Annotated in this window: 25 protein-coding genes and 1 other annotated feature (1 of these 26 running past the window's edge); of the genes, 2 read left to right on the top strand and 23 right to left on the bottom strand. The window is 41.7% G+C overall.

Annotated elements, in window-relative coordinates; genetic code table 11:
* Positions 1 to 34: 34 nt before the first annotated feature.
* Positions 35 to 637, bottom strand: coding sequence for a class I SAM-dependent methyltransferase (locus QRN39_RS08120; RefSeq protein WP_335365449.1), 603 nt, complete (start codon positions 635 to 637; stop codon positions 35 to 37).
* A 266-nt stretch (positions 638 to 903) separates the two neighbouring features.
* Here QRN39_RS08120 and QRN39_RS18465 point away from each other — a divergent pair, with 266 nt between their 5' ends.
* Positions 904 to 1,029: a YjcZ family sporulation protein gene (locus QRN39_RS18465; protein WP_003216180.1), complete on the top strand. Its 126-nt coding sequence runs from the start codon at positions 904 to 906 to the stop codon at positions 1,027 to 1,029.
* A 43-nt stretch (positions 1,030 to 1,072) separates the two neighbouring features.
* Here the strand turns inward: QRN39_RS18465 and QRN39_RS08110 are convergent, their stop codons facing one another.
* The 7 genes from QRN39_RS08110 to QRN39_RS08080 form a co-directional block, all read right to left on the bottom strand.
* Positions 1,073 to 1,234 (bottom strand): hypothetical protein, encoded by a 162-nt coding sequence (locus QRN39_RS08110; RefSeq protein WP_159037603.1) that lies wholly within the window; start codon positions 1,232 to 1,234, stop codon positions 1,073 to 1,075.
* Between the two features lie 160 nt (positions 1,235 to 1,394).
* Complete coding sequence (locus QRN39_RS08105; protein ID WP_012010698.1) at positions 1,395 to 1,529, bottom strand: YrzI family small protein; 135 nt, start codon at positions 1,527 to 1,529, stop codon at positions 1,395 to 1,397.
* Between the two features lie 445 nt (positions 1,530 to 1,974).
* Positions 1,975 to 2,205, bottom strand: a complete 231-nt coding sequence (locus QRN39_RS08100) for a YrhC family protein (protein ID WP_284906822.1) — start codon at positions 2,203 to 2,205, stop codon at positions 1,975 to 1,977.
* Between the two features lie 72 nt (positions 2,206 to 2,277).
* On the bottom strand, positions 2,278 to 3,426 hold the full coding sequence (locus QRN39_RS08095; protein WP_284906821.1) for a bifunctional cystathionine gamma-lyase/homocysteine desulfhydrase: 1,149 nt from the start codon (positions 3,424 to 3,426) through the stop codon (positions 2,278 to 2,280).
* Position 3,427: 1 nt separating this feature from the next.
* On the bottom strand, positions 3,428 to 4,351 hold the full coding sequence (locus QRN39_RS08090) for a PLP-dependent cysteine synthase family protein (protein ID WP_137054929.1): 924 nt from the start codon (positions 4,349 to 4,351) through the stop codon (positions 3,428 to 3,430).
* A 46-nt stretch (positions 4,352 to 4,397) separates the two neighbouring features.
* On the bottom strand, positions 4,398 to 5,093 hold the full coding sequence (mtnN, locus tag QRN39_RS08085) for a 5'-methylthioadenosine/S-adenosylhomocysteine nucleosidase (protein ID WP_050943689.1): 696 nt from the start codon (positions 5,091 to 5,093) through the stop codon (positions 4,398 to 4,400).
* Between the two features lie 15 nt (positions 5,094 to 5,108).
* Complete coding sequence (locus QRN39_RS08080; protein ID WP_050943688.1) at positions 5,109 to 5,750, bottom strand: class I SAM-dependent DNA methyltransferase; 642 nt, start codon at positions 5,748 to 5,750, stop codon at positions 5,109 to 5,111.
* A 186-nt stretch (positions 5,751 to 5,936) separates the two neighbouring features.
* Between QRN39_RS08080 and QRN39_RS08075 the strand changes: the two genes are divergently transcribed.
* On the top strand, positions 5,937 to 6,140 hold the full coding sequence (locus tag QRN39_RS08075) for a YrzA family protein (protein WP_034620637.1): 204 nt from the start codon (positions 5,937 to 5,939) through the stop codon (positions 6,138 to 6,140).
* A gap of 35 nt (positions 6,141 to 6,175) precedes the next feature.
* On the opposite strand, the gene QRN39_RS08070 is transcribed toward QRN39_RS08075, so the two are convergent.
* From QRN39_RS08070 to alaS, 15 genes are all read right to left on the bottom strand, one after another.
* Positions 6,176 to 6,841, bottom strand: coding sequence for a YrrS family protein (locus QRN39_RS08070; RefSeq protein ID WP_050943687.1), 666 nt, complete (start codon positions 6,839 to 6,841; stop codon positions 6,176 to 6,178).
* A gap of 67 nt (positions 6,842 to 6,908) precedes the next feature.
* Positions 6,909 to 8,651 (bottom strand): peptidoglycan D,D-transpeptidase FtsI family protein, encoded by a 1,743-nt coding sequence (locus QRN39_RS08065; RefSeq protein ID WP_226803763.1) that lies wholly within the window; start codon positions 8,649 to 8,651, stop codon positions 6,909 to 6,911.
* Positions 8,652 to 8,701: 50 nt separating this feature from the next.
* Entirely contained in the window at positions 8,702 to 9,175 is a 474-nt protein-coding gene (greA, locus tag QRN39_RS08060) for a transcription elongation factor GreA (protein WP_003216248.1), read from the bottom strand.
* A gap of 651 nt (positions 9,176 to 9,826) precedes the next feature.
* Positions 9,827 to 10,459: a uridine kinase gene (gene udk, locus QRN39_RS08055; protein ID WP_050943685.1), complete on the bottom strand. Its 633-nt coding sequence runs from the start codon at positions 10,457 to 10,459 to the stop codon at positions 9,827 to 9,829.
* 7 nt (positions 10,460 to 10,466) lie between these two features.
* Positions 10,467 to 11,735, bottom strand: a complete 1,269-nt coding sequence (locus tag QRN39_RS08050) for a peptidase U32 family protein (protein WP_106035309.1) — start codon at positions 11,733 to 11,735, stop codon at positions 10,467 to 10,469.
* A 20-nt stretch (positions 11,736 to 11,755) separates the two neighbouring features.
* Positions 11,756 to 12,685 carry a peptidase U32 family protein gene (locus QRN39_RS08045; RefSeq protein ID WP_284906820.1) on the bottom strand — a complete coding sequence of 310 codons (930 nt, stop codon included), beginning with the start codon at positions 12,683 to 12,685 and terminating at the stop codon, positions 11,756 to 11,758.
* Positions 12,682 to 13,347, bottom strand: coding sequence for an O-methyltransferase (locus QRN39_RS08040; RefSeq protein WP_003216230.1), 666 nt, complete (start codon positions 13,345 to 13,347; stop codon positions 12,682 to 12,684). The genes QRN39_RS08045 and QRN39_RS08040 overlap by 4 nt, the downstream gene beginning before the upstream one ends.
* Before the next feature lie 210 nt (positions 13,348 to 13,557).
* On the bottom strand, positions 13,558 to 14,640 hold the full coding sequence (gene mltG, locus QRN39_RS08035; RefSeq protein ID WP_003216614.1) for an endolytic transglycosylase MltG: 1,083 nt from the start codon (positions 14,638 to 14,640) through the stop codon (positions 13,558 to 13,560).
* A 73-nt stretch (positions 14,641 to 14,713) separates the two neighbouring features.
* The gene (locus QRN39_RS08030; RefSeq protein ID WP_284906819.1) at positions 14,714 to 15,802 is read right to left on the bottom strand and encodes an acetyl-CoA C-acyltransferase; all 1,089 of its coding nucleotides are present in this window, start codon (positions 15,800 to 15,802) and stop codon (positions 14,714 to 14,716) included.
* Positions 15,790 to 17,253: an acyl-CoA synthetase gene (locus tag QRN39_RS08025; protein ID WP_284906818.1), complete on the bottom strand. Its 1,464-nt coding sequence runs from the start codon at positions 17,251 to 17,253 to the stop codon at positions 15,790 to 15,792. Before QRN39_RS08025 ends, QRN39_RS08030 begins: the two co-directional genes overlap by 13 nt.
* Positions 17,250 to 17,816: a biotin transporter BioY gene (locus tag QRN39_RS08020; protein ID WP_284906817.1), complete on the bottom strand. Its 567-nt coding sequence runs from the start codon at positions 17,814 to 17,816 to the stop codon at positions 17,250 to 17,252. The genes QRN39_RS08025 and QRN39_RS08020 overlap by 4 nt, the downstream gene beginning before the upstream one ends.
* Before the next feature lie 154 nt (positions 17,817 to 17,970).
* The gene (locus QRN39_RS08015; protein ID WP_003216483.1) at positions 17,971 to 18,255 is read right to left on the bottom strand and encodes a DUF1292 domain-containing protein; all 285 of its coding nucleotides are present in this window, start codon (positions 18,253 to 18,255) and stop codon (positions 17,971 to 17,973) included.
* A 15-nt stretch (positions 18,256 to 18,270) separates the two neighbouring features.
* The gene (gene ruvX / locus QRN39_RS08010; RefSeq protein WP_003216519.1) at positions 18,271 to 18,687 is read right to left on the bottom strand and encodes a Holliday junction resolvase RuvX; all 417 of its coding nucleotides are present in this window, start codon (positions 18,685 to 18,687) and stop codon (positions 18,271 to 18,273) included.
* A 3-nt stretch (positions 18,688 to 18,690) separates the two neighbouring features.
* Positions 18,691 to 18,957: an IreB family regulatory phosphoprotein gene (locus QRN39_RS08005; protein ID WP_034620648.1), complete on the bottom strand. Its 267-nt coding sequence runs from the start codon at positions 18,955 to 18,957 to the stop codon at positions 18,691 to 18,693.
* 89 nt (positions 18,958 to 19,046) lie between these two features.
* Complete coding sequence (alaS, locus tag QRN39_RS08000; protein ID WP_284906815.1) at positions 19,047 to 21,683, bottom strand: alanine--tRNA ligase; 2,637 nt, start codon at positions 21,681 to 21,683, stop codon at positions 19,047 to 19,049.
* Between the two features lie 81 nt (positions 21,684 to 21,764).
* Positions 21,765 to 21,901: a binding site (T-box leader), on the bottom strand; it runs 73 nt beyond the window's last position.

Raw genomic sequence — 21,901 nt, 5'->3', positions numbered from 1 at the left:
AGAATGCTTGTTCATTACCTGGGAAATATTTTCATCATTTTAACGCTTTGATACAGATGTATGTATCATAGTGATAAACCGAAACTTCTCTAAAGTGATACGCTGAAAATAGGCGGCTGATCTCTTGTTCACTATACGATGAAAAAGAATGTGACTGCTTTTGTTCCTTCATCAGTTCCTGCTGTTGGAATGATAAGAATACTTCTCCATCCACTTGAAGAACGCGGTACACTTCCTTCATGACTTGCTCAATATCCTTCAAGTAATAAATGGTCTGCACCGTAAATAATTTATTGAATGATCTGTCTTCAAAAGGTAAATGCTCGGCTTTACCAAGAGTCACAACGGCTTTATCCTGTTCCACAAGCTTCTTATGTTTTCTTTTTGCATATTTGATCATATGACGAGAGGCATCCACTCCATATACTTTACCGCGATCAAGTTTCTCTGCTACCTTCGATAATGTCATGCCTCTTCCAGTACCGATTTCTAAAATCCGGTCATTTTCTTGTATATTTAAGAGTTGAATCGTCCATTCATTGATATTATGATGATTTTTTTCCATATAGCGGGCAACCCATTTTGAGAACAAGCCTTTTGGTTCCCTCATTTGTTTTCCAATCCAGCTTTGAATCAATGTTAACACCTGCTTTGCACCAGTAAATAAAACTATTTACGAATTTTCTTACTTTTCATATCGGCTCACACCTAACAAAGTTTAAGACCTAGTCCTAATCATTTGTTATTGATTAGACGGCATCTTTTCAGAAAATGTTTCGCAGAACTTCAAAAAATTTAATCCGAATAGGCGTTTTCATTAATTGTGCTCAGATTGATTTCGTTTTCTGCATGAGCTGCATATTTTATGAATGTATCTTGATTAGATAAAGGTGGTGCTAGATTATGGGCTTTGGTGGAGGTTATGCTGGAGGCTGCGGTGGTTACGGTGGCGGCTTTGCAGGCGGATTCGCATTGCTTGTTGTACTGTTCATTTTGTTGATCATCATCGGTGCAAGCTGGATTTGCTAATGTAAAAGGAGCAGGAAACGATAACGTTTCCTGCTCCTTTTCTTTAATACCAATAAGCTCGGTACTGATACATATATTGTCTGAGCATTTCCTCTTGCTCTCTTTGCATTCGGTACGGATTGCCGTATCCATGCTTTAAGGAATGCGGAATGGATGCATATCCGTGCCCCACTGACGGAAACCTCATATATGGTGACATCGACATTCGTTGATCACCTCACAATCTCCTTTTACGGATATCATATGTGCAGATGATCAATGTGGAGCGTGTCTAAACCTGGTCCTTCTCCATAGTATAACAATCAAGTATTGCAAGCATCATAAACATGTCAATCTCCTCCTTTTCGCATTTTTCTTTTCGTATTTTAGTTCATGTACTTTAGTTGTTTCTGCTTCATTTCTTCATAAAATGTTTCGACTTGTTGTTCATAAAGAACTGTTTCAATGTCTTTGTATTTTCGTCGGATCGTCAATGTGATAAAAAATAAATGGATTGTCATATACGCTCACCTCCCTTCAGTTCGCAGCACGCGAAATAGCCCGCAGATCTTCTTTGTCAGTTGACCTGTGGGCACACAAAAATGCAGATCAAAAGACAGTGTCTTCCAACCTGCAATGGATGATACGTAAAATCCTCGTTTACTTAAACAGTTTTGAAGCGTGCACCGTATAAGGTAAAGGAAGGACACGAGCTCTTCCACAGGCTGATGACATGATGAAATTGTTGGTTGAATTGTTCACAAGTAGATACGAATAACATATTCTTCAGCCTCCTTTACGTTTTTAATTACTTTGTTAGTATATCCAGCAAGCACCATTTTGTAAACCTGTTTTTAGTAAAATAGATGATTTTTGTGTGTTTGACTAAATTTCTACATTTATTCTTGTCCGATTGTCCAATACAATCAAAAAAGCCCCCTCACGTATATGAGGAGACTTTTCGAATTAATCTTCATCTAGTTCTTGCAGTTTCTTTTGAAAAAAGATCGCGCGTCTCACACAAAGAAAAGCTGCTAATAAGAAAATACAATCAATTCCCATCATCAGCATTTTTGGAGATGCTTCGATGTGTTGGTTTGGTATGATCGTACCAATATATAAAAAGGTGCTGACAGCAAGCAAAATAAAAGCGTACTGCTTGTAATCTGTCACTAAACCACTCCACTTTTTCTTCACTTGAATCACCTTCCTGTTTAACATGTCTATTGATAGCTTAACATAGTAAAAGAAAGGTAGTGGCATGTAAATCTATCCATTCACTAGTGCGTTTAGCCCCTGCTTCATATCATTCAGTAAATCATCCACATCTTCAATCCCGACGGATATACGAATTAACCCATCAGTGATGCCAAGCTCCTCGCGGCGGTCTCTTGGAATGGACGCATGAGTCATTCGAGCAGGAACAGAGATTAAGCTTTCAACCGCTCCAAGGCTTTCTGCGATCGTAAACAGCTTAAGCTGACTTAAAAACACATCGACATGTTCTTCTTTTCCAATGTCAAAAGAGATCATGCCGCCGTAGCCTGATGCTTGCGTTTTTGCAAGTTCATGTCCAGGGTGAGCATCAAGACCTGGGTAATAAACACGTGTGACTGCTGGATGTTGTTCTAAAAACTCAGCGATTTTCTGTGCATTTTGCTGATGTGCTTCCATTCTTAGTCCAAGCGTTTTGATTCCTCTCATGAGAAGCCATGAATCCTGCGGTCCAAGAATTCCACCAGTAGAATTTTGAACAAAATGCAGTTCTTCCCCAAGCTCTTCCGTCGCTGTTACAACTAGCCCGCCTACGACATCACTGTGGCCGCCTAAATATTTAGTGGCACTATGCAGGACAATGTCCGCCCCATATTCAATCGGCCTTTGGAAATAAGGTGTGAAAAATGTATTATCAACAATCATTAAGATGTTGGCTTCTTTTGTCAATTGGCCGATCGCTTTGAGATCAGTCATTTTCAGTAAAGGATTGGTTGGTGATTCAATGTAAACCGCTTTTGTTTCAGGTAAAATCGCCTTTTTCACTGCTTCAGGATCACTTGTGTCAACAAAGGTCGCTTGAATGCCAATACGGTTGAGTACCTTTGTGATGACGCGGTACGTTCCGCCGTATACGTCATCTGTCAGGACAATATGATCTCCGCTGTTAAACAGCATCATCACTGCCGTAATGGCAGCCATTCCTGAACCAAATGCGTAGCCGTTTGCTCCTCCTTCAAGGTCACGAATGACGGTTTCTAGTGCCGTTCTTGTTGGATTCGCAGTTCTTGAATATTCATATCCTGTATGTTCGCCTGCTTTCGGCTGCTTATATGTGCTCACTTGATATATCGGCACAGACACAGCGCCCGTTTTTTCATCACCAGTTGTTCCGCTGTGTATCATCATTGTTTTTCGTTTCATTTTATTTTCCTCCCTCATAAATTCCTTTACTTAAATACCGTTCACTGCTGTCAGGAAAAATGGTGACGATGACTGTCCCAGGTGCTGCCTTCTTCGCTTCTTCTAAAGCGGCAAATAACGCTGCACCCGAAGAACTCCCGATGAGAACGCCTTCTTTTTCAGCAGCTACTTTCACCATTTGGAAAGCATCATCATCACTGACGGTATATATCTCATCGAATAAAGCAGATTCCATATAATCTGGGATAAATTCAAGGCCGATTCCTTCCGTTCTATGCGGACCCGGATCTCCTCCATTTAAAATCGATCCTTCAGGTTCGACAACAACTGTTTTTAACGCAGGATGCTGCTCTTTTAAATAGGCAGCACACCCTTGAAAAGTCCCGCCAGATCCCGCTCCTGCCACGAATACATCGATATTTCCTTGCAAATCGGACCATAATTCTGGGCCAAGTGTTTTATAGTAAGTCAATGGATTTACTTGGTTTTTAAATTGTAAAACGCAATAGGCATTGTCAAGGCTTGCCTCTAGTTCAAGGGCTCGATCAATCGCACCCTGCATGCCCTCTTTTCTTGGTGTATGAATAATCTCTGCACCGAGCGCTTTCATGAGCTGTTGTTTTTCTTGACTAAAATGTTCTGGTACGCAAAAAATGGTCCGCAATTGATGCTTTCTTGCACTGAGGGCAAGCCCAATTCCTGTGTTTCCAGCAGTTGCTTCAATGATGGTTCCACCAGGGCGCAATTTGCCAGATGCTAATGCTTCTCTTATGAGCATATCACCTAAACGATCTTTAATACTTCCACCCGGATTCATCATCTCAAGCTTTGCATATACCTCTACACCTTCCGGGATGCCGATTCCTGACAGTTTTAAAAGCGGTGTGCGGCCAATTAATTCTGTAATATCCTTTATGACAGCCATATGATTCCCTTCCTTTGTATGGAAAAGAAGGGGGAATCCCCTTCTTTTATTGAGTTTGCTTTATCATACGCAAGACAAGGTCGGTTGAGTGAATCGCTGCTTGTTCAAGAAATTGATCAAATGAGACATTGGATTCTTTCCCTGCAATATCAGATAGCGCTCGAACGACAACAAATGGCGTTCCAAAGAGCTGGCAAACTTGTGCAACGGCTGCGGCTTCCATTTCCACCGCATATAGCTCTGGAAACTTCTCTCTCACAAACGCTACACGATCCGGATCATTCATAAATGAATCTCCGGTTGCAATCGTTCCTTTTGCCACTTGGATATGATCGATCTCTAAAGCCGATTCCTCTGCCAGCTTCACAAGCTTTTCGTCTGCAACAAAAGCAGCTGGCAATCCTGGTACTTGTCCGTATTCGTAATTAAAGATCGTGACATCCACATCATGATGTCTAACATCAGTAGAGATGACAATATCCCCTACATTTAATGTGTGATGGAAACCGCCAGCTGATCCTGTATTGATCACATAATCCGGCTGAAAGCGGTCAAGCAGAAGTGTTGTGCTGACCGCTGCATTCACTTTTCCAATCCCTGATTTTAATAAAATCACTTCTTTATCTTCATAAACACCTGTTGTGAATTCACACCCAGCGATGTTTTCTTGTGTAGCATTCTTTAGTTGATCTCTTAATATCGTCACTTCTTCTTCCATTGCACCTATGACTGCGATTTTCAAATCAAAAACATCCTTTCATTCCCTTTTCTTCGCTTCTACGATCCAAACAAAATCATTCATTTGATGAAAGGACGTACTAAAACCTTCTTCTTCAAAGATTTGCTTTAGCACATCGATGGATGGATAATATTCTGTTTCTAAATCTTCAGCAAGCTGATCGAATCCTGCCGCTTTCGCTTTGTCAATTTCAGCTTGATGTGCTGCTTGATTTTGAAACATTGTATCAGCAAAGACTATTTTACCATCTGAGTGAAGGATGTTGCTATAGGTGTGAATGGCTTGTTTTTTTTCTTCGTCCGTTAAATGGTGGAAAGCATATGAACTGACGATTGTATCCGGCTCAAATGGCAGCGCTGGAAATGATAAAAAATCCCCATCATGAATCACATCGGGTATTCCCTTTTGAAGAGCCGCTTTCTTCATGGCGTCTGATGGTTCAACGCCAAATACGTTCTTATCAGCTGCGAGCAGTGCCGCTGTTAAATTCCCCGTGCCGCTTCCAAACTCAAGAACATCTTGACCTGCACGCAGAACAATTTCTTTTAAAATAACCGGATACCGGCGAAACACTTCTTCATACTGCTCATCATGACCACTTACCGTGTCGTCATAAGAGTCAGCCCAATGATCAAATAAAGAAAGAAACTCACGTCCCATTTTCTTTCCCTCCACTTTATCTATTTATTCCTATGCGTATAGTATGTTTTAATCCGTCGAACAGTTCCTATCCTACCACATCTTCAGTTTCTTTCCTACTAAAAAATACTGGGAGGGGTAGAAAAATATTTGCTCTTTTAGAGGAGAGAGATTAAGATGAATGAAGAGTATGGAGAGGTGAATCAAATGGATTTCCAGTTGGATTTTCTAAAGGATAAAATTGAATTCTTTGAAGCATCGTCTTTAAAAGAACTTGAACAAAAGATCCAAAAACAAATTGAACATAATCAGGCAATCTTGCTGACCGTTCATTCTGTCAGTCATCAAACGACTGTGATCGATGACCGAATTTTGTATACAGCGGTTGTTCATTTTAAGGCGAATATCTAAAAAAAGATAGCATGGCTGCTATCTTTTTTTCATGTTTATTTTAATTTTTCAACCTTTACAGGTTTCCAGCCTTTTTCATCTACCCATGTGATTTCCACGCGGTAGCGTTCGCCTGTTGATTTGTCACGGATGGTTCCCTTTGCATCTTGAGGGCCTCCGTTATTTCCTAACCAAAGAACTGTCATTTGATCTTCTGAAATTCCCGTTGCATAGGACATGGCTTTCATCATTTCTTTCCAGTCTTTTGAGTTAGAATCATAGGTTGCTGTATGTGAACCGGATTGCTCTGTTCCTACAGGCTCCCAGTCATCGCTTTCGTATGTTTTGTCTACGTCACTCGTTTTGCCGCCATCTGTTTCTTTGGCGTCTTTTAACGCATCTTTATTAGGCTCTTTTTCATCATCTGACTTCTTCGCATCGTCGTCTTGATCAGATGAGTCATCTTTTTTTGCATCTGAATCATCGGATGTGTCTTTCTTTTGATCTTTCACATCTTCATCTGATTTTTGTTTATTTTCACTTGTTGCTGGCGCTGTTTTAGATGGTTCTTTCGCTACATCTGTGTCTTTCGGTTTATTAAAAATTAATAAACTCGTTGCGACCACCAAAATAAGCACCACAACGATACCAATTAATATGTTAAGCACCATATTGGCCTTTCTGCGCTTATCACGATGTTCAAATCGAGAATTTCTACTCAAAATCTCTGCACTCCTTTGCCTCTGTTCCCTAAGTCGTTACTATTTTAACATGACATGAAGGGATGTTCTATGTCTGTTTCTTTTCAATTTCGTTGACCTTTTTTACAATATCATAAAACGCATCATTTGTCTTAGCCCGCCCACTTGTCTCATCAAGGTGAACAACGACAAGAGCATATTTTGGTTTTTCCACCGGAAAGTATCCAGCAAACCACTTATGATAAAGCGGATTCCCCTTTTTATCTTTACTGCCAGTTTGGGCAGTGCCTGATTTCCCCGCCACATCAAATGGAAGGTCTCGAAACCTTCTTCCTGTTCCTTTGTCAGACGTCACCACCTGCCTTAAGTACTTTTGCAGTTTTTGTGCTGTATAGCGGTCAATACTGCCCCCTTCTGGTCGTTTGTTTTGAAAGGTTAGCATCGTTGTTCCGTTTTGATACAGCACTTTTTCAGCGATTTTCACTTCTTTTCGTTCTCCGCCTCTTGCAATCGACGCCATCATATTGGCCATTTGCAAAGGAGTCGTTTTGACATTTTTTTGCCCTATTGCGGTTTGGGCAATAGCCTTTTTAACATGCTTGTCTCTTTTATCCCCCCACACATTGCCGGTTTCTTCACGATCAAACTGTTTGAAATGCTGCTTATGATAGACATCCCCTTCCCAGCCAGCTCGATCAATGAGTCCAAGCTTTGCAGCCGTCTTTTCAATGATTTGATCATCTGTTTGGATCAGCTTGTCAGCAAGTGTTGCAAAGGTATAATTACAGCTCTGCGAAAAACTCTCAGACAGATTCAGGACTTCCTGCGTTCCTTCTGGCTCTCCATATAAATTCTTTCGACAGTCATACATCGTTTGTGGCTGGTCGAGGTTTTTTTCGATTGCTGCGGCAAGTACAGCGGTTTTAAAGACAGAGCCTGGTGCCATGGCAGTCAGCATGTAATTTCTTGCTTCATGCCGGTTTTTGCTTGTGACGTTTGGCATACTTGCCATCGCCAGCACACTGCTGCTTTCAATGTCGAGCAGAACGGCTCCGCCTTTTTCGACGCCCTGGTCTTTCAGTACCTTCTCCATTTCAGCTTGCATGTTTTCATCAATTGTTGTTTGAACTTGAAGAGGATAAAATGAATGAGCCTCTGCTGTATATTTGACGTCCATCCCAAACAAAGGGTTTCCCCTTCCGTCCACATGATATAACAATTTTGTGTCTTGCTCGGGTAATAAAAATTCGTCAAAGGTACTTTCCAGCCCAAAAGTGCCGATTTCTGTACGGATGGAAAGCTCTTTTTTGTCAGGATAACGCTTTCTGAGCAATTCTGGATTCTCGCTCGTGAAGCCTAATGTGTGGAGGGCAAGTCTTTTTTTGTCCTTCTCTTTCATATATACGCCGTACACACCTGAATATTTCATATCATTGATGTCTTTCAGCTTTTTTTTCGTGATGTCATCTTTGAGAATCAGAGGTTTTTTGGTTTCTGTCAGCTGTTTTTTGAGTTCATCTTCTTCCATCTCAAGAATAGAGGCGGTTTGTTTTAAATGAGGAAGATCATATTGCAGAAAAGGAAATAAGATCACCGCAGGCTGTTCTTTTGTGAGAAGCGCCTCGCCGTTTCGATCTAAAAATTCACCGCGGCCATCTGAAATGACCACTTCTTCTGTACGCTGTTTGACACTTTCTTGTATTAAATTGATATCAAGCTTTGAAAAAGATTCTGTGAAAAACAGTTGAATTTCTGCCAGTCTGATGAGAAGACCAAGCAGCAGTATAAATATAATAGCACCTGTCCATTGAATTCTACGTTTTTTGCGCATAAAAACACCTCGTCCCTATTGTGGACGAGGTGTTTATCGTATAAACGTGATTATGAAATTTTTACAATTTGGACGAACATTTCTCCGCCAGGTGTTTGAACGGTTACTTTGTCGTCTACTTGTTTGCCTAATAGGCTTTTTGCAATTGGTGAATCGTTTGAAATCTTTCCTTCGAACGGATCAGCTTCTGCACTTCCGACGATTGTGTAAGACTCTTCTTCTCCGTCTGGTAATTCAACGAAAGTGACTGTTTTACCAAGTGAGACAATATTTGAGTTTCCTTCATCTTCGATAATTTTGGCATTGCGAATCATATTATCAAGCGTAGTGATACGCCCTTCTACAAACGCTTGCTCTTCTTTAGCAGAATCATATTCCGAGTTTTCAGAGAGGTCTCCAAAGCTTCTAGCGATTTTAATACGCTCTACAACCTCTTTACGTTTAACCGTTTTCAAATGTTCAAGCTCTTCTTCTAATTTACGTTTTCCTTCTTCTGTCATTGGAAATACTTTCTCTTGTGCCATGAATCATTCACTCCTTCTATTAATCCTCATCATACATACTTTCTGCACGTGAGTGACGACTGAAATATACAAGAATGAGGACTTCTTCATGCCCTCATTCCTTCTGTCCCATATTTGTAAAAGTCCATCTTACATGGCGTCCCTTTTAGATGCAACTATTATGCCTTTTCTCAGATAGGACCACCCGCAGCGGTCAAAAGATGATCTATCTTATCGCACAAACTGTGGAAAGGCACAGGAAGCTCCTGTACCTCGTTCGCCATTTCGATCATATGTAGAAGAATAGCTTATCCATTCTCCATCTTCCCAATACATAATATGGTCAGTGTACGATATGTCTATGCTATATTATTACATAATTGCTTTTTGATCAAGAATTGTTTGAAAATTTGTGATGATTTGTTTGTCGTTTTTTTAATATACTTTTACAAAATCGAAACCACTTCAATATTCAGCTTGAAAACGACATTTTTCTACATCTATTTCACATCATTGTTTTCCTATCATATCAAATCCTTCATTCAAAGTGTTACTTCTTAAAATATTTAAGCAGCTTCTACTTTTAGAAACAAGTGAAATATGGTATTTATTCTCTTTATTATGATGCTGAAAAGACCTTTACAATGTAAAGGTCTTTTTCTCCTCCACCATTTACTCTGCTCGGTTTTGAAGAATCGTTTGAATTTTTGTCACCATTAAGTCAATCGCCACATGGTTTTGGCCGCCTTCTGGGATGATGATGTCAGCGTATCGCTTTGTCGGTTCAATGAATTGATTATGCATGGGTCTGACAACAGATACATACTGTTCAATCACAGAATCGATTGAACGGCCTCTTTCTTTCGTATCGCGTAAAATGCGGCGAATGATGCGAAGATCTGCATCTGTATCGACATACAGTTTAATATCCATTAAGTCTCTTAGACGTTCGTCTTCTAGTGCAAAGATGCCTTCAACAATGATAACATCCTTTGGTTCAACATGGACAGTCTCTTCTGAACGTGTGTTGAGCTTGAAATCATATATTGGTTTTTCAATGGATTCGTACTTTAAGAGCTGTTCCAAATGCTCAAACATCAGGTCATTGTCGAATGCGAGCGGATGATCATAGTTCGTAAGCAGACGCTCTTCAAATGGCATATGACTTTGATTTTTGTAATATAAATCTTGCTGAAGCATGAGGATGGAATGTCCTTTAAATTTTTCATAGATTGAATTGGTGACGCTCGTTTTACCTGAACCCGAGCCGCCAGCAATCCCAATGACAACTGGTTTACTCCTCATGTGCCTGTTATTTCCCCTTTCTCATCATGTTGCTTGGGTATACTTTTTGATCTAGCTTGAATTTGACGATTTGTAGCGGATGACGAGCGGCATCTAGTTCATTTCCTTTTTCATCCCAAATCGTCTCAATTTTGCATGTGAAATTCTCAATTTCTGGTCCGAAAAATTCGACTTCGTCACCAGCTTTAAAGAAGTTACGCTGCTGCAATGTGACGATTTGTTCTTTTTCATCATAATGAAGAACGAGACCTGCGAAATCAAAAGTCGTTTTCTTTCCATGAATGCCAAACATTTGCTCATCCGTTCCTGGTACACCTTCAAAAAAGGCTGGTGCTGTGTCACGGTTTGCACATTTATCTAATTCATCTAACCATTCCTGCTCAATGACAAAATTGTCCGGGTCCGCACAATAGGCGTCGATGACTTTGCGATACACACTCACGACAGTTGCCACATAATGAATTGATTTCATTCGCCCTTCGATTTTCAAGCTGTCAATTCCCATTTCGATCATTTGAGGAATGGATTCGACAAGCTTTAAGTCTTTTGGACTCATCGCAAATGATGCGTCTTCCTCTCCAAATAATGGCGCTTCCTCAGAACCTTCTAGTTTATAAAGATCATAATCCCAGCGGCAGGACTGGCAGCAGCCCCCGCGGTTAGAATCTCTTGCCGTCATATGGTTACTGAGCACGCAGCGGCCAGAGTAAGCAATACACATCGCACCGTGAATGAACGTTTCAATTTCAATATCGACCTTTTCTTTCATTTCTCTAATTTCCAGCGCACTTGTCTCGCGAGCTAGCACCACACGCTCAAGCCCTTCTTCTTTCCAAAACTGAACAGCTTTCCAGTTCGAAAGAGATTGCTGTGTGCTTAAATGGACTTCAAGCTTCGGTGCGACACGTTTACACGTTTCAATGATCAGCGGGTCAGCCACAATAATGCCCGCTACTCCAGCGCCTTCAATCCCTTGAAGGTATTCCTCCAGCCCGTCCATGTTTTCGTTGTGGGCAAAGATATTCGTTGTCACATAGATTCGTGCACCGTATTTTTTTGCAAATGCAACACCTTCAGCCATTTCCTCAATTGAAAAGTTATCGGCATTTGAACGAAGTCCAAATTCTTTTCCGCCTATAAAGACAGCGTCTGCTCCGTAATGTACAGCAATTTTCAGCTTTTCCAAGTTTCCTGCTGGTGCAAGCAGTTCTGGTTTTTTTGTAATGACACGTTTCCCGTCAATCATTTCAGAAATACCATCTTTCAATAGTGCCATTTCCTCTGCCTCCTCTTATATTAATAAACCGTTTCTTTAAAGAAGAACCCTGTATCAATTGAACGATTCACTGGCTGAATCTCTTCAATCCGCTTCACCCAGTCCTCTTTCTGATCTTCATACGCGTCTTTGTCAGTCGCTAATAAATCAATTGCTTTTCTATATAGAGACGTCACCTCTGTCATATAAGAAAGTGACTTTAAAATTCCGTCAATTTTAACTGAGTCAATGCCTGCATCAACAAATTCCTCTAATTCATCAATCATACACACATCATTTGGACTCATAATATGAGTGCCGTTTGCATCCTCGAAAATAGGGTATTTGTTTTGACGCTCTTGATCATGAAGGAATAGTCCTTCCTCCATATTTCTGCCTTCGACGTCCATTTGTTTGCCCTGATATTCAAAGTAGTTGCCAATGAGCGTACGTTTTGATTGGAACATACATGTCATGCCATGGACTTGAATTTCGATTTCCACCTCGGCATTTTCTTTGATGTCGATGACACTGTCCATATTCAGTTCTTTGGCAAGAACAGCACGCGTTGCACCTTTTCTGCCCCAGTAGTTACAAGTGTAGTAGTTTGTCCCAGTCGTTTCTGTACTCCAGTGGAGATTCAGGCTTACCCCTGCTTCTTTGGCGGCCATGATCACAGCTGGGTCTCCAAAGACGACGCCGTCTACGTTTAATGCGTCGAGAAAGGTTAAGTAATCTCCAAGCAGCTGCACACGATCATTATGAAAAATCGCATTCATCGCCACATACACTTTTTTGTGATGCGCATGTGCAAGCTCAACTGTCTGTTTCACATCTTCTCTTGAAAACTCGCCTGCAAGACGAATACCGTATGTTTGTTCGCCTATTAAGAATGCATCAGCTCCCGCCTCGATTAATGGCAGTACATCTGACACCTTGCTTGGCGTCACAAGCAATTCTGGTTTTTTCATGATTGGTCACCTCTTTTTGTACTAATGGCGATCCCGTCTCCCACTGGAATAATGCACGTTTGGAAATCGGGGTTTGACATAAGCCATTGATTGTATCGATCAATTTTTCCAATTAATTGTTTTTTTCTTTTATCTTCTATTTCTTCTTCATAGTTCGTTGCCACTAAGCCTTTAAATAATACGTTGTCTGTAATAATCATTCCGTCATGAGCAAGCATCGGTTCAAACAGCTCAAAAAAACGTTTGTACTGCCCTTTTGCGGCATCAATAAAGATCACATCATAGGGCGCCATCGTTTGGACTGTTTTAGCCGATTCCATGGCATCACCAAAGAACACGTGTATTCTTTCTTTTAACTTTAATTCCTCAATGTTCCGTGTCGCTTCTTCATAGCGTTTCGCATTTCGCTCAATCGTAAAAATTTCAGCAGCTGGTAAAGCTGTCGCCATTCGAATGGCGGAGTAGCCTATCGCTGTCCCAACCTCAAGAATTTTCTTCGGCTTTTTCATCGACAGCAGCTGCAGTAAAAGTTCAATGCTCACCTTTTCCATAATTGGCACATGATGCTCTTTTGCATATGCCTCTAATTGAGCGATTGCATCAGGACTTGGGTGAATTAAATGTTCAATATAATCATTCATTTGATCATCTTCGATAGTCATTATTTGTCTAGCTCCTTCATGACCTGAAAAAGAAGAGTCCTGCCTGTTGCAGCTCTCTTTCTCGTCAATCTTTCGTTCATCTAAGTAAAACAACCCGATATATTTTACCACAAAGAAGTGGTAATTGCGAACCTATAAAATGGATATTCCAACGAAAAAAACTGCAGGCAATCTTGTATTGTCTACAGTCTTTTTCGATTCACATGTACATTAATTGCTGCCTGTGATGTATTTGGCTTTCGCTTTGTTGTGCTCATTTAACGTTTTTGTAAAGACGACTTCTCCATTTTTCTTCGCAAGGAAGTACACATAATCTGTTTTATCTGGATGCAGTGCGGCTTTCCATGAAGATTCGCCAGCATTTGCAATAGGTCCAGGCGGCAGTCCCTTGTTGTTATACGTATTATAAGGCGATTTCACCTTAAGGTCTTTGTAATAAACACGGGATTTATGCTCACCTAGTGCATAGAGAACGGTTGGATCGGTTTGAAGCGGCATGTCCTTTTTCAACCGGTTATAAAAAACACTGGAGATTTTTGCACGATCCGTCTTTTCCGTTGCTTCCATTTCAATCAGTGATGCCATCGTTAACACATCATGTATGGACATGTTTCTCTTTTTCATGTCTTTTTCATACGTTTTCACGTATTGATCTGTTTGTTTAATCATTGTTTCAATGATCGTTTCGAGTGATTCATCCTCACGATAAAATGGATACGTCGCAGGGAATAAATAACCTTCTAAGGGATGTTTCACCTGTTTGCCATTTACCTGTGAAGTCACCGTTTTCGGATATTTTTTCATTAACGTTTGAATAAACGCTGGATCATCTAGCTTCGCTTCCACTTCCTTCGCTGAAAAATTCGTCTGGTTTGCAATAACTGCCGCAATATCAGACAGCTGTTTTCCTTCTGGAATCACAAGCTGAAAGGCGTAGTCTGTCCCTCCAGATGTCAGCTTTTGAATCAGCGTGTCTGCGTCCATCGTTTGTTTCAAATGAAAGTATCCTGCTTTAAAGCCGGACGCATTTTTGTATTTTGCATAATAAGTAAAAATCGTGTCATTCGAAATGAGCCCATTTTCTTTTAAAATGCCCGCAATCTCACGGACTGATGTCCCATTAGGAATATGAATATTAATCGTTTGTTTGCTTTTTTGATCGACCGGTCCAAGTGCTGATTTAACATATAAAAAGCCTGATAATGCTGCAATGATGATGACAGCAAGGACAGATAACAGGACGATCCCCATTTTCCTTTTGAAAAATGGTCGTTTCTTTTGTTCTGAAAACATGCATGGCCCTCCTCACATCTAGCTTTTATAGTACATGATTCGACGGAGTTCGGCAATTACTTGCTCATGCATGTCATGACAGAACTTGACATAATACGGCTAAACCAACGCCGCCACCGCTCCCAATAGCAGCCATGACATAGCTTCCATTCTGTAAGGTGCGCGCTTCATAAAATAGTCTCACCATCATCGCAGCGCCCGATGCGCTATATGGATGCCCAAGACAAAGTGCACCGCCTCTTTTATTGATTCGGTCATAAGGAATATCCAGCGTACGAGCAATCAGCGCTATTTTCAGAGCAAAAGCTTCATTGATTTCAAACAGTGCGACATCCTCTGTCTTGATTTTCTCTTGATCTAGAAGTTTCTTCATCGCATCAATCGGCGCAGCAGCTGGAAAATCGGGATGCATCGCCGCCACAGCACTTCCGGCATATCGCAGCATTGGCTGAAATCCATTCGCCTCCGCTAGCGCTCTTTCCATCACAACGACCGCTGCTGCACCATCTGCTTCTTTGCAGCTATTGGCGGCAGTCACAGATCCTTTTCCCGGTGAAAATATAGGCTTTGCCCGCTGGATCAGTTTCGCCATCGGTCTTATTTTCGCGGCCGCTTCATCTATGCTCAGTCCGTCAATCGAAACGATTTCTTCAGAATATGTACCACGTTTGATTGCGTCTATACTTCTTTCCCAGCTTAAAAGTGCATAGTCATCTTGTTCTTTTCTTGTGACGGAAAATCTAGAAGCCGTTAGCTCTGCTGCTTCTCCCATAGACGGATCTCCTATCCACTCCGGAGAAAAGCGTGCTCTTTCTTTCATTGGTGATCTGGATATGCTCTCAGTCCCGCCAGCGATATACATTGAGCCTTCCCCTGATCGAACCATGACGCAAGCTGTTCGGATTGCTTCTAGACCAGAGGCACACTGCCTATCAACCGTCATACCGGGCACTCCTAAAGAAAGCCCTGCTTCTAATGAGGACAGACGGGCCATATTTCCGCCGCCTCCTACAACATTTCCTAATATGATGTCGTCCGGTGTCATCCCTTTAGACAAATACTGAATAAGAGGCGCAGCTAATTGCTCTGGACGATAATCCTTCAGCATCCCGTTTTTATCACCGAAGGGTGTCCGTTTTGCTTGTACGATTACTGCTTGCATGACAATTGTTCCTCCGCCCACTTTTTCATGCTGGCACGTGCTATTTTTCCGCCGGATGTTTCAATTATTTGATCAATGACAAGCCATTTTTTAGGCACCTTGTAGGCCGCAAGTTTTTCTTTGACAGCTTGCCGAACCGTCTTTGTGTGCTGTCCTTGTTCAATAATGGCAACAGGAATTTCACCCCAATATGGGTCAGGAACGCCAACTACAACCGATCGCTTCACCTCTGGCTGTTCATTTAGCACACGCTCAATTTCCTCTGGAAAAATATTCAGCCCTCCATAGACGATCATGCCATTTTCACGGCCGCTCATATACAAATAGCCGTCTTCATCCAGCCAGCCCATATCATAAACGGTTATCCACTCTTCCGGCGGTTTCACCTCATGTAAGTAGCCTGCAAAAGACATCGGGCTCTTCACATAAATTCTTCCTGTCTCATTTGGCTGGCAGACAGTTTGATCAGCTCGCCTCACTTCAATTTGAATGGGAGAGAAAGGCCGTCCGACAGAAGAAGGCTTTTGTAGAAAGTCATTTGAAGATAAGTAGGAAACAAAGCTTAGCTCTGATGTGCCGTAAAAATCAAAAAATGTCACATGCGGATAGTTGGTCACGAGTTGTTTCTTTGAAGGAATGCCCCAATCTGCTCCAGATGATATGACAAGAAGCGAATTGTCTCTCGCAAAAGCGTCTATTTCCAGCAACGATTCTGTCATTGTCGGGACAGTATACATCACAGTAATGTCTCCTGTCTGTAAGGTTTTTTTCGCTTTCACTGGCGTAAATTTTTCTAAAAGCGTCACTGTGCCGCCAAAGTATAATGTACTGATGGCACCATATAAAAAGTGAGAGGATAAGAGTGTACCTGCTATCAGAACATGATCTTGATGAGTGATTCCAAATGTACCGGCTGTCGTTCGAAAGCTTTCGATCCATGACTGCTGACGCCTGATAAAGGCCTTAGGCGAACCCGTTGATCCTGACGTAAATCCCATATAAAAGATAGGGTCGATCTCGCTGTCGCATTTGTTAAATGGACCTTGTGTGATGAGGCTCATTTTTTCCTTCCATTCAGATAAAGAAAGAACCTGCATGTCTTCGCTGTACTTTTCAAATCTATTTAAATATCGATCCTCGATAATGACGAGAGCTGCCTCACTTAACAAAAGCTTTTCTACACATTCTTCATGGCTCCATCTCGGATCAAGCGGGATAGCTGTCCACCCTGCATAAGCAGCGCCAGCAAATATTTGGAGAAAAGAAGCACCATTTGATAATAAAAAAGCGACTCTTTTTTGCTCATGAGCCGTTTGTTGTAACCATTGCGCTGATAGCCGGACACGCTCATACCAATCTTGATAAGTGATCCTTTCTTGTCCATCAATCATGGCGATATGATCTGGGTTCATTTCTGCATGTGATGCATAGCATTCCGTTATTCTATTCAAACTGCACGCCTCCCTTTACGCACATCCCTTTTTCGATATGACATGGCCGAAATGATTTTCACCGTGAGAACGGCACATATGCCCGCTTTGATGAAATCACCTGGAATATAAATCAGACTAAGAAGAGCTGCCTGAGTGACCTTGATATCCATCATCATCGCTTGAAAAGGAATGCCGCATACATACAAAATTCCGATACTGCATACCGCATAGATCATAAAAAGACGCAGAGCGGTCACTTTTTTTAGTCGGTTGATCCACAAACTAATCATGAGGGCAGCTACTGGATAGGCAAGTAAAAATCCACCGCTTGGACCAAAAAAGACCCCTATTCCGCCTCTCCCACCTGACAAAAGAGGTGCGCCTGCTGCCACAACCAAAAGAAACAGAAGTAAACTGATCAGTGCATGTTTTGGCTTTAACAGACCCCCAGCAAGCAAAAGACCTGCCGTTTGCAATGTGATGGGTACAGGTGTAAACGTAAGTAAAATCGGCGGGATCAATCCTAACATCCCGATAACCGCAGTCATTAGCGCCATTTGCATCATGTCTTGGATTTTCAATATTCATACCCCTCACTCAATTCATTGTTAAAAATAGAGTAAAAGGTACGACTTATTATGTCAACAAAAAATAAAATAAAGTTAACATATTGATCGTAAAAAAAGACCTGTGAAGAAAGATCACTAAGATCCGTTCACAGGCCTTTTATTCGTTCTATTCTTCGTCTTCTTCTTGATCTAAGAACGTATTTAACGTTTCTTCAATCATGTCCCACTCTTCATCCGTTTCAATAGGCTCTAGCTCGCCATCTTCACCGTTTTCGTTCGGCGTGAAGCTTGATGCATGAATTTCAATTTCTTCATTGTCTTGCTCAGAAATTGGGTAGTAAAGAACATATGATTTGTTAAAATGGTCGCTTTCAAAAGTAAATAGTACTTCGCAAAGCTGTTCATTTCCATTATCATCAACGATTGTAATTTGCTTTTCTCCGTGTTCCATTTGATTCACCTCATTTTAATTTAAGCTGTCTAAGTACCCTTGCAGGATCATAACAGCCGCCATTTTATCAATGACTTTTTTACGCTTTTGTCTGCTCACATCTGCAGAGATGAGCATTTTTTCCGCTGCCATTGTCGACAGGCGCTCGTCCCAAAGCACAACAGGAACATTGTACGTGTTTTCTAACACTTTCGCAAATGATTGGCTGGCTTCGCCTCTAGGACCGACCGTACCGTTCATATTTTTTGGAAAACCAAGTACAATTTTATCCGTTCCATATTGCGAGACGATTTCGGACAGGCGGCTGAGACCGAAGTCTCCGCCTGCTTCATCAATTTTAATTGTTTCAATCCCTTGCGCTGTCCAGCCCATTTCATCACTGATCGCAACACCAAGGGTTTTCGTGCCTAAATCTAAGCCTAAAATTCTCATGTTTTACGCCTCTTTATGTGTCTCTAAGTACGATTTAACCAATTCCTCAATTAATTCGTCTCGTTCTAGTTTACGAATTAGGTTGCGAGCATCCTGATGTCTTGGAATATAAGCAGGGTCGCCTGACAGCAAGTATCCGACAATTTGATTGATCGGGTTGTATCCTTTTTCTTGGAGTGCGTCATGTACTTTAATGAGCACTTCATTCACATTGGTTTCAGCTGAATCATCAGAGAAGTTAAACTTCATTGTCTTATCAAATGAACTCACTGCTTCTTGCACCTCTCTTCCAACATTCTACTAGCAAGCTTTTTTCTAACCGCTCATCTAATACCATTATTCTACACTACATCGCCTGATTATAAAACGGATTTGACAGATTCTTCGACAATTGCCAGTGCTTCTTCTAGCTTTTCCGGTTGTTTTCCGCCTGCTTGTGCCATGTCTGGGCGTCCGCCTCCGCCTCCGCCGCAGATTTCAGCTGCCTGTTTCACAAGTTTCCCTGCATGCAGACCTTTTTCGATGACGTCTTTTGTCACTCCTGCTGAAATGTTTACTTTTCCGTTTTGAACGGCTCCGAGCACAATGACAGCTGATCCTAATTTGGCTTTTAAGTCATCAACCATTGTTCTTAAATGGTTCATGTCTTTCGCGTTTACTTTTTCAGTTAACACTTTTACTCCGCCGATTTCTGTCACTTTCTCTAAAATAGAGCCTGCTTCAGCCTGGCTTAATTTTGCAAGAAGAGATTCGTTTTCTCTTTGAACCTCTTTTAAATCTGCCTGCAATGAAGCGATACGTTTTGGTACATCCTTCGTATTTGACTTCAGCTCACTCGCTGCCTGCTCTAAAATCGTCAGCTGGTCATTTAATTCTTCGTATGCTCCTTTACCAGTCACCGCCTCAATCCGGCGTGTTCCAGCACCAATACCCGATTCAGATGCAATTTTAAACAACCCGATTTCCGCAGTATTTTGCACATGACAGCCGCCGCATAGCTCGATGCTGTAATCGCCTACTTGGACAACTCGGACAATATCACCATACTTCTCGCCAAAGAGCGCCATTGCACCCATTTCTTTTGCATCAGCAATCGGCTTCAGGTCAATAGCAACAGAGATGCCTTCCCAGATCTTTTCGTTCACGATTTTTTCAATCTGTGACAATTCTTCTTTTGTGACTTGTCCAAAGTGAGAGAAGTCAAAGCGAAGTCTATTTTCATTCACCAATGATCCTGCCTGGTTCACGTGGCTGCCCAAAACGTCTTTTAGCGCCTGATGCAAAAGATGTGTCGCTGTATGGTTTTTCACAATGCCTTTTCGAAGAGCTGATTCCACTTCCGCAGTGACTTCAAGTCCTTTTTTGGCTGTACCGCTTACGACTACTCCTTCATGAACATGCTGACCATTTGGCGCCTTTTTCACATCTTTGATGTCAATGTTCACTTCAGCGCTTTTCAATGTCCCTTTATCAGCCACTTGTCCGCCGCTTTCCGCATAGAAAGGTGTTTCATCTAACAAAATTTGTACTATATCGCCTTCATGTGCTTCTGTAACAATTTCACCATTTTGAAGCAATTCGACGATACGGGCATCTGCCGTTAGATTTTCGTAGCCAACAAATGTGCTTTCTACTTTAATATCTCCTAAAGCGCCACCTTGAACCTGCATACTGCCGACATCTTGTCTCGCATTTCTTGCACGTTCACGCTGCTTCTCCATCTCAGCCTGGAAGCCTTCTCGATCCACTGTCATGTTCTCATCTTCTGCGTATTCTTCTGTGAGCTCGACAGGGAATCCATACGTGTCATACAGCTTAAATACATCTTCACCTGAAATCTGTGTGCTGCCTTTGTCTCTTTCTTTTTTGATGACTTCTGACAAAATAGCTAAGCCTTCGTTCAGTGTTTCATGGAAGCGTTCTTCTTCATTCTTGATGACTTTCGCAATAAATTCTTCTTTCGCTTGTACATCTGGGTAGAAATCCTTCATGATTTCCGCCACAACTGGAACTAGGTCAAACATAAACGGGCGATGGATGTGAATGGTTTTTGCATAACGCACGGCACGGCGAAGCAAACGTCTTAACACATACCCGCGGCCTTCATTGGAAGGAAGCGCTCCATCACTTACTGCAAAGGCAACCGTCCGGATGTGGTCCGCAATGACTTTGAATGCTGTATCCTTTTCCTTTGTCTCGCCATAGCTTTCTCCAGAAATGGTCTCAACTGCACGAATAATTGGCATGAATAGGTCTGTATCGAAGTTCGTAGGCACGTTTTGAATGACAGATACCATTCGTTCAAGACCCATCCCTGTATCAATGTTTTTCTTCGGCAGCGGCGTGTATGACCCATCTGGATTATGGTTAAATTCAGAGAACACTAGGTTCCACACTTCTAGATAACGCTCATTTTCTCCACCAGGATATAATTCTGGATCGTTCATGTCGTCACCGTACGATTCACCACGGTCATAGAAAATTTCTGTATTCGGTCCACTTGGGCCCTCGCCAATATCCCAGAAGTTGCCTTCAAGGCGAATAATACGTTCTTCAGGTACACCGATTTTATCTCTCCATAGAACATACGCTTCTTCGTCCTCTGGATGGACAGTGACAGATAACAAATTCGGGTCAAAACCAATCCACTCGTCACTTGTGAGGAATTCCCACGCCCATTCGATCGCTTCTTCTTTAAAATAATCACCAATAGAGAAGTTGCCGAGCATTTCAAAGAACGTATGATGGCGTGCCGTTTTTCCTACGTTTTCAATATCATTTGTACGAATCGATTTTTGCGCGTTGCAAATACGCGGATTTTCAGGTACGACGCGGCCATCAAAGTATTTCTTTAATGTTGCCACGCCGCTGTTGATCCACAAAAGTGTCGGATCATCATGCGGTACGAGTGATGCACTCGGTTCTACAGCATGTCCTTTTTCTTTAAAAAAGTCTAAAAACATTTGGCGTACTTGAGCTGAAGTTAAAATTTTCATTCAAAAAATCCTCCCTTATCATTCATCAATCTCCACACAAACGAAAAAACATCCCGCCCTATGCAAGCACAAAACGACTTACACAGGGACGAGATGCTCTCGCGGTACCACCCTGATTATAGACCTATTCCGTCTATCACCTTCACATCCGATAACGCCGGAAGAGAGCGGCAGTGTTTATCTGCACTCGGGACTAGCTTCCGTTAAAGGTCTGATAA

The organism is Bacillus sp. lyk4-R2A-2, assembly GCF_030209735.1.
Classification (GTDB): Bacteria; Bacillota; Bacilli; order Bacillales; family Bacillaceae; genus Bacillus; species Bacillus pumilus.
Note: the sequence above shows the minus strand (reverse complement) of the source record. Positions and strands in the feature narration are given on the sequence as shown.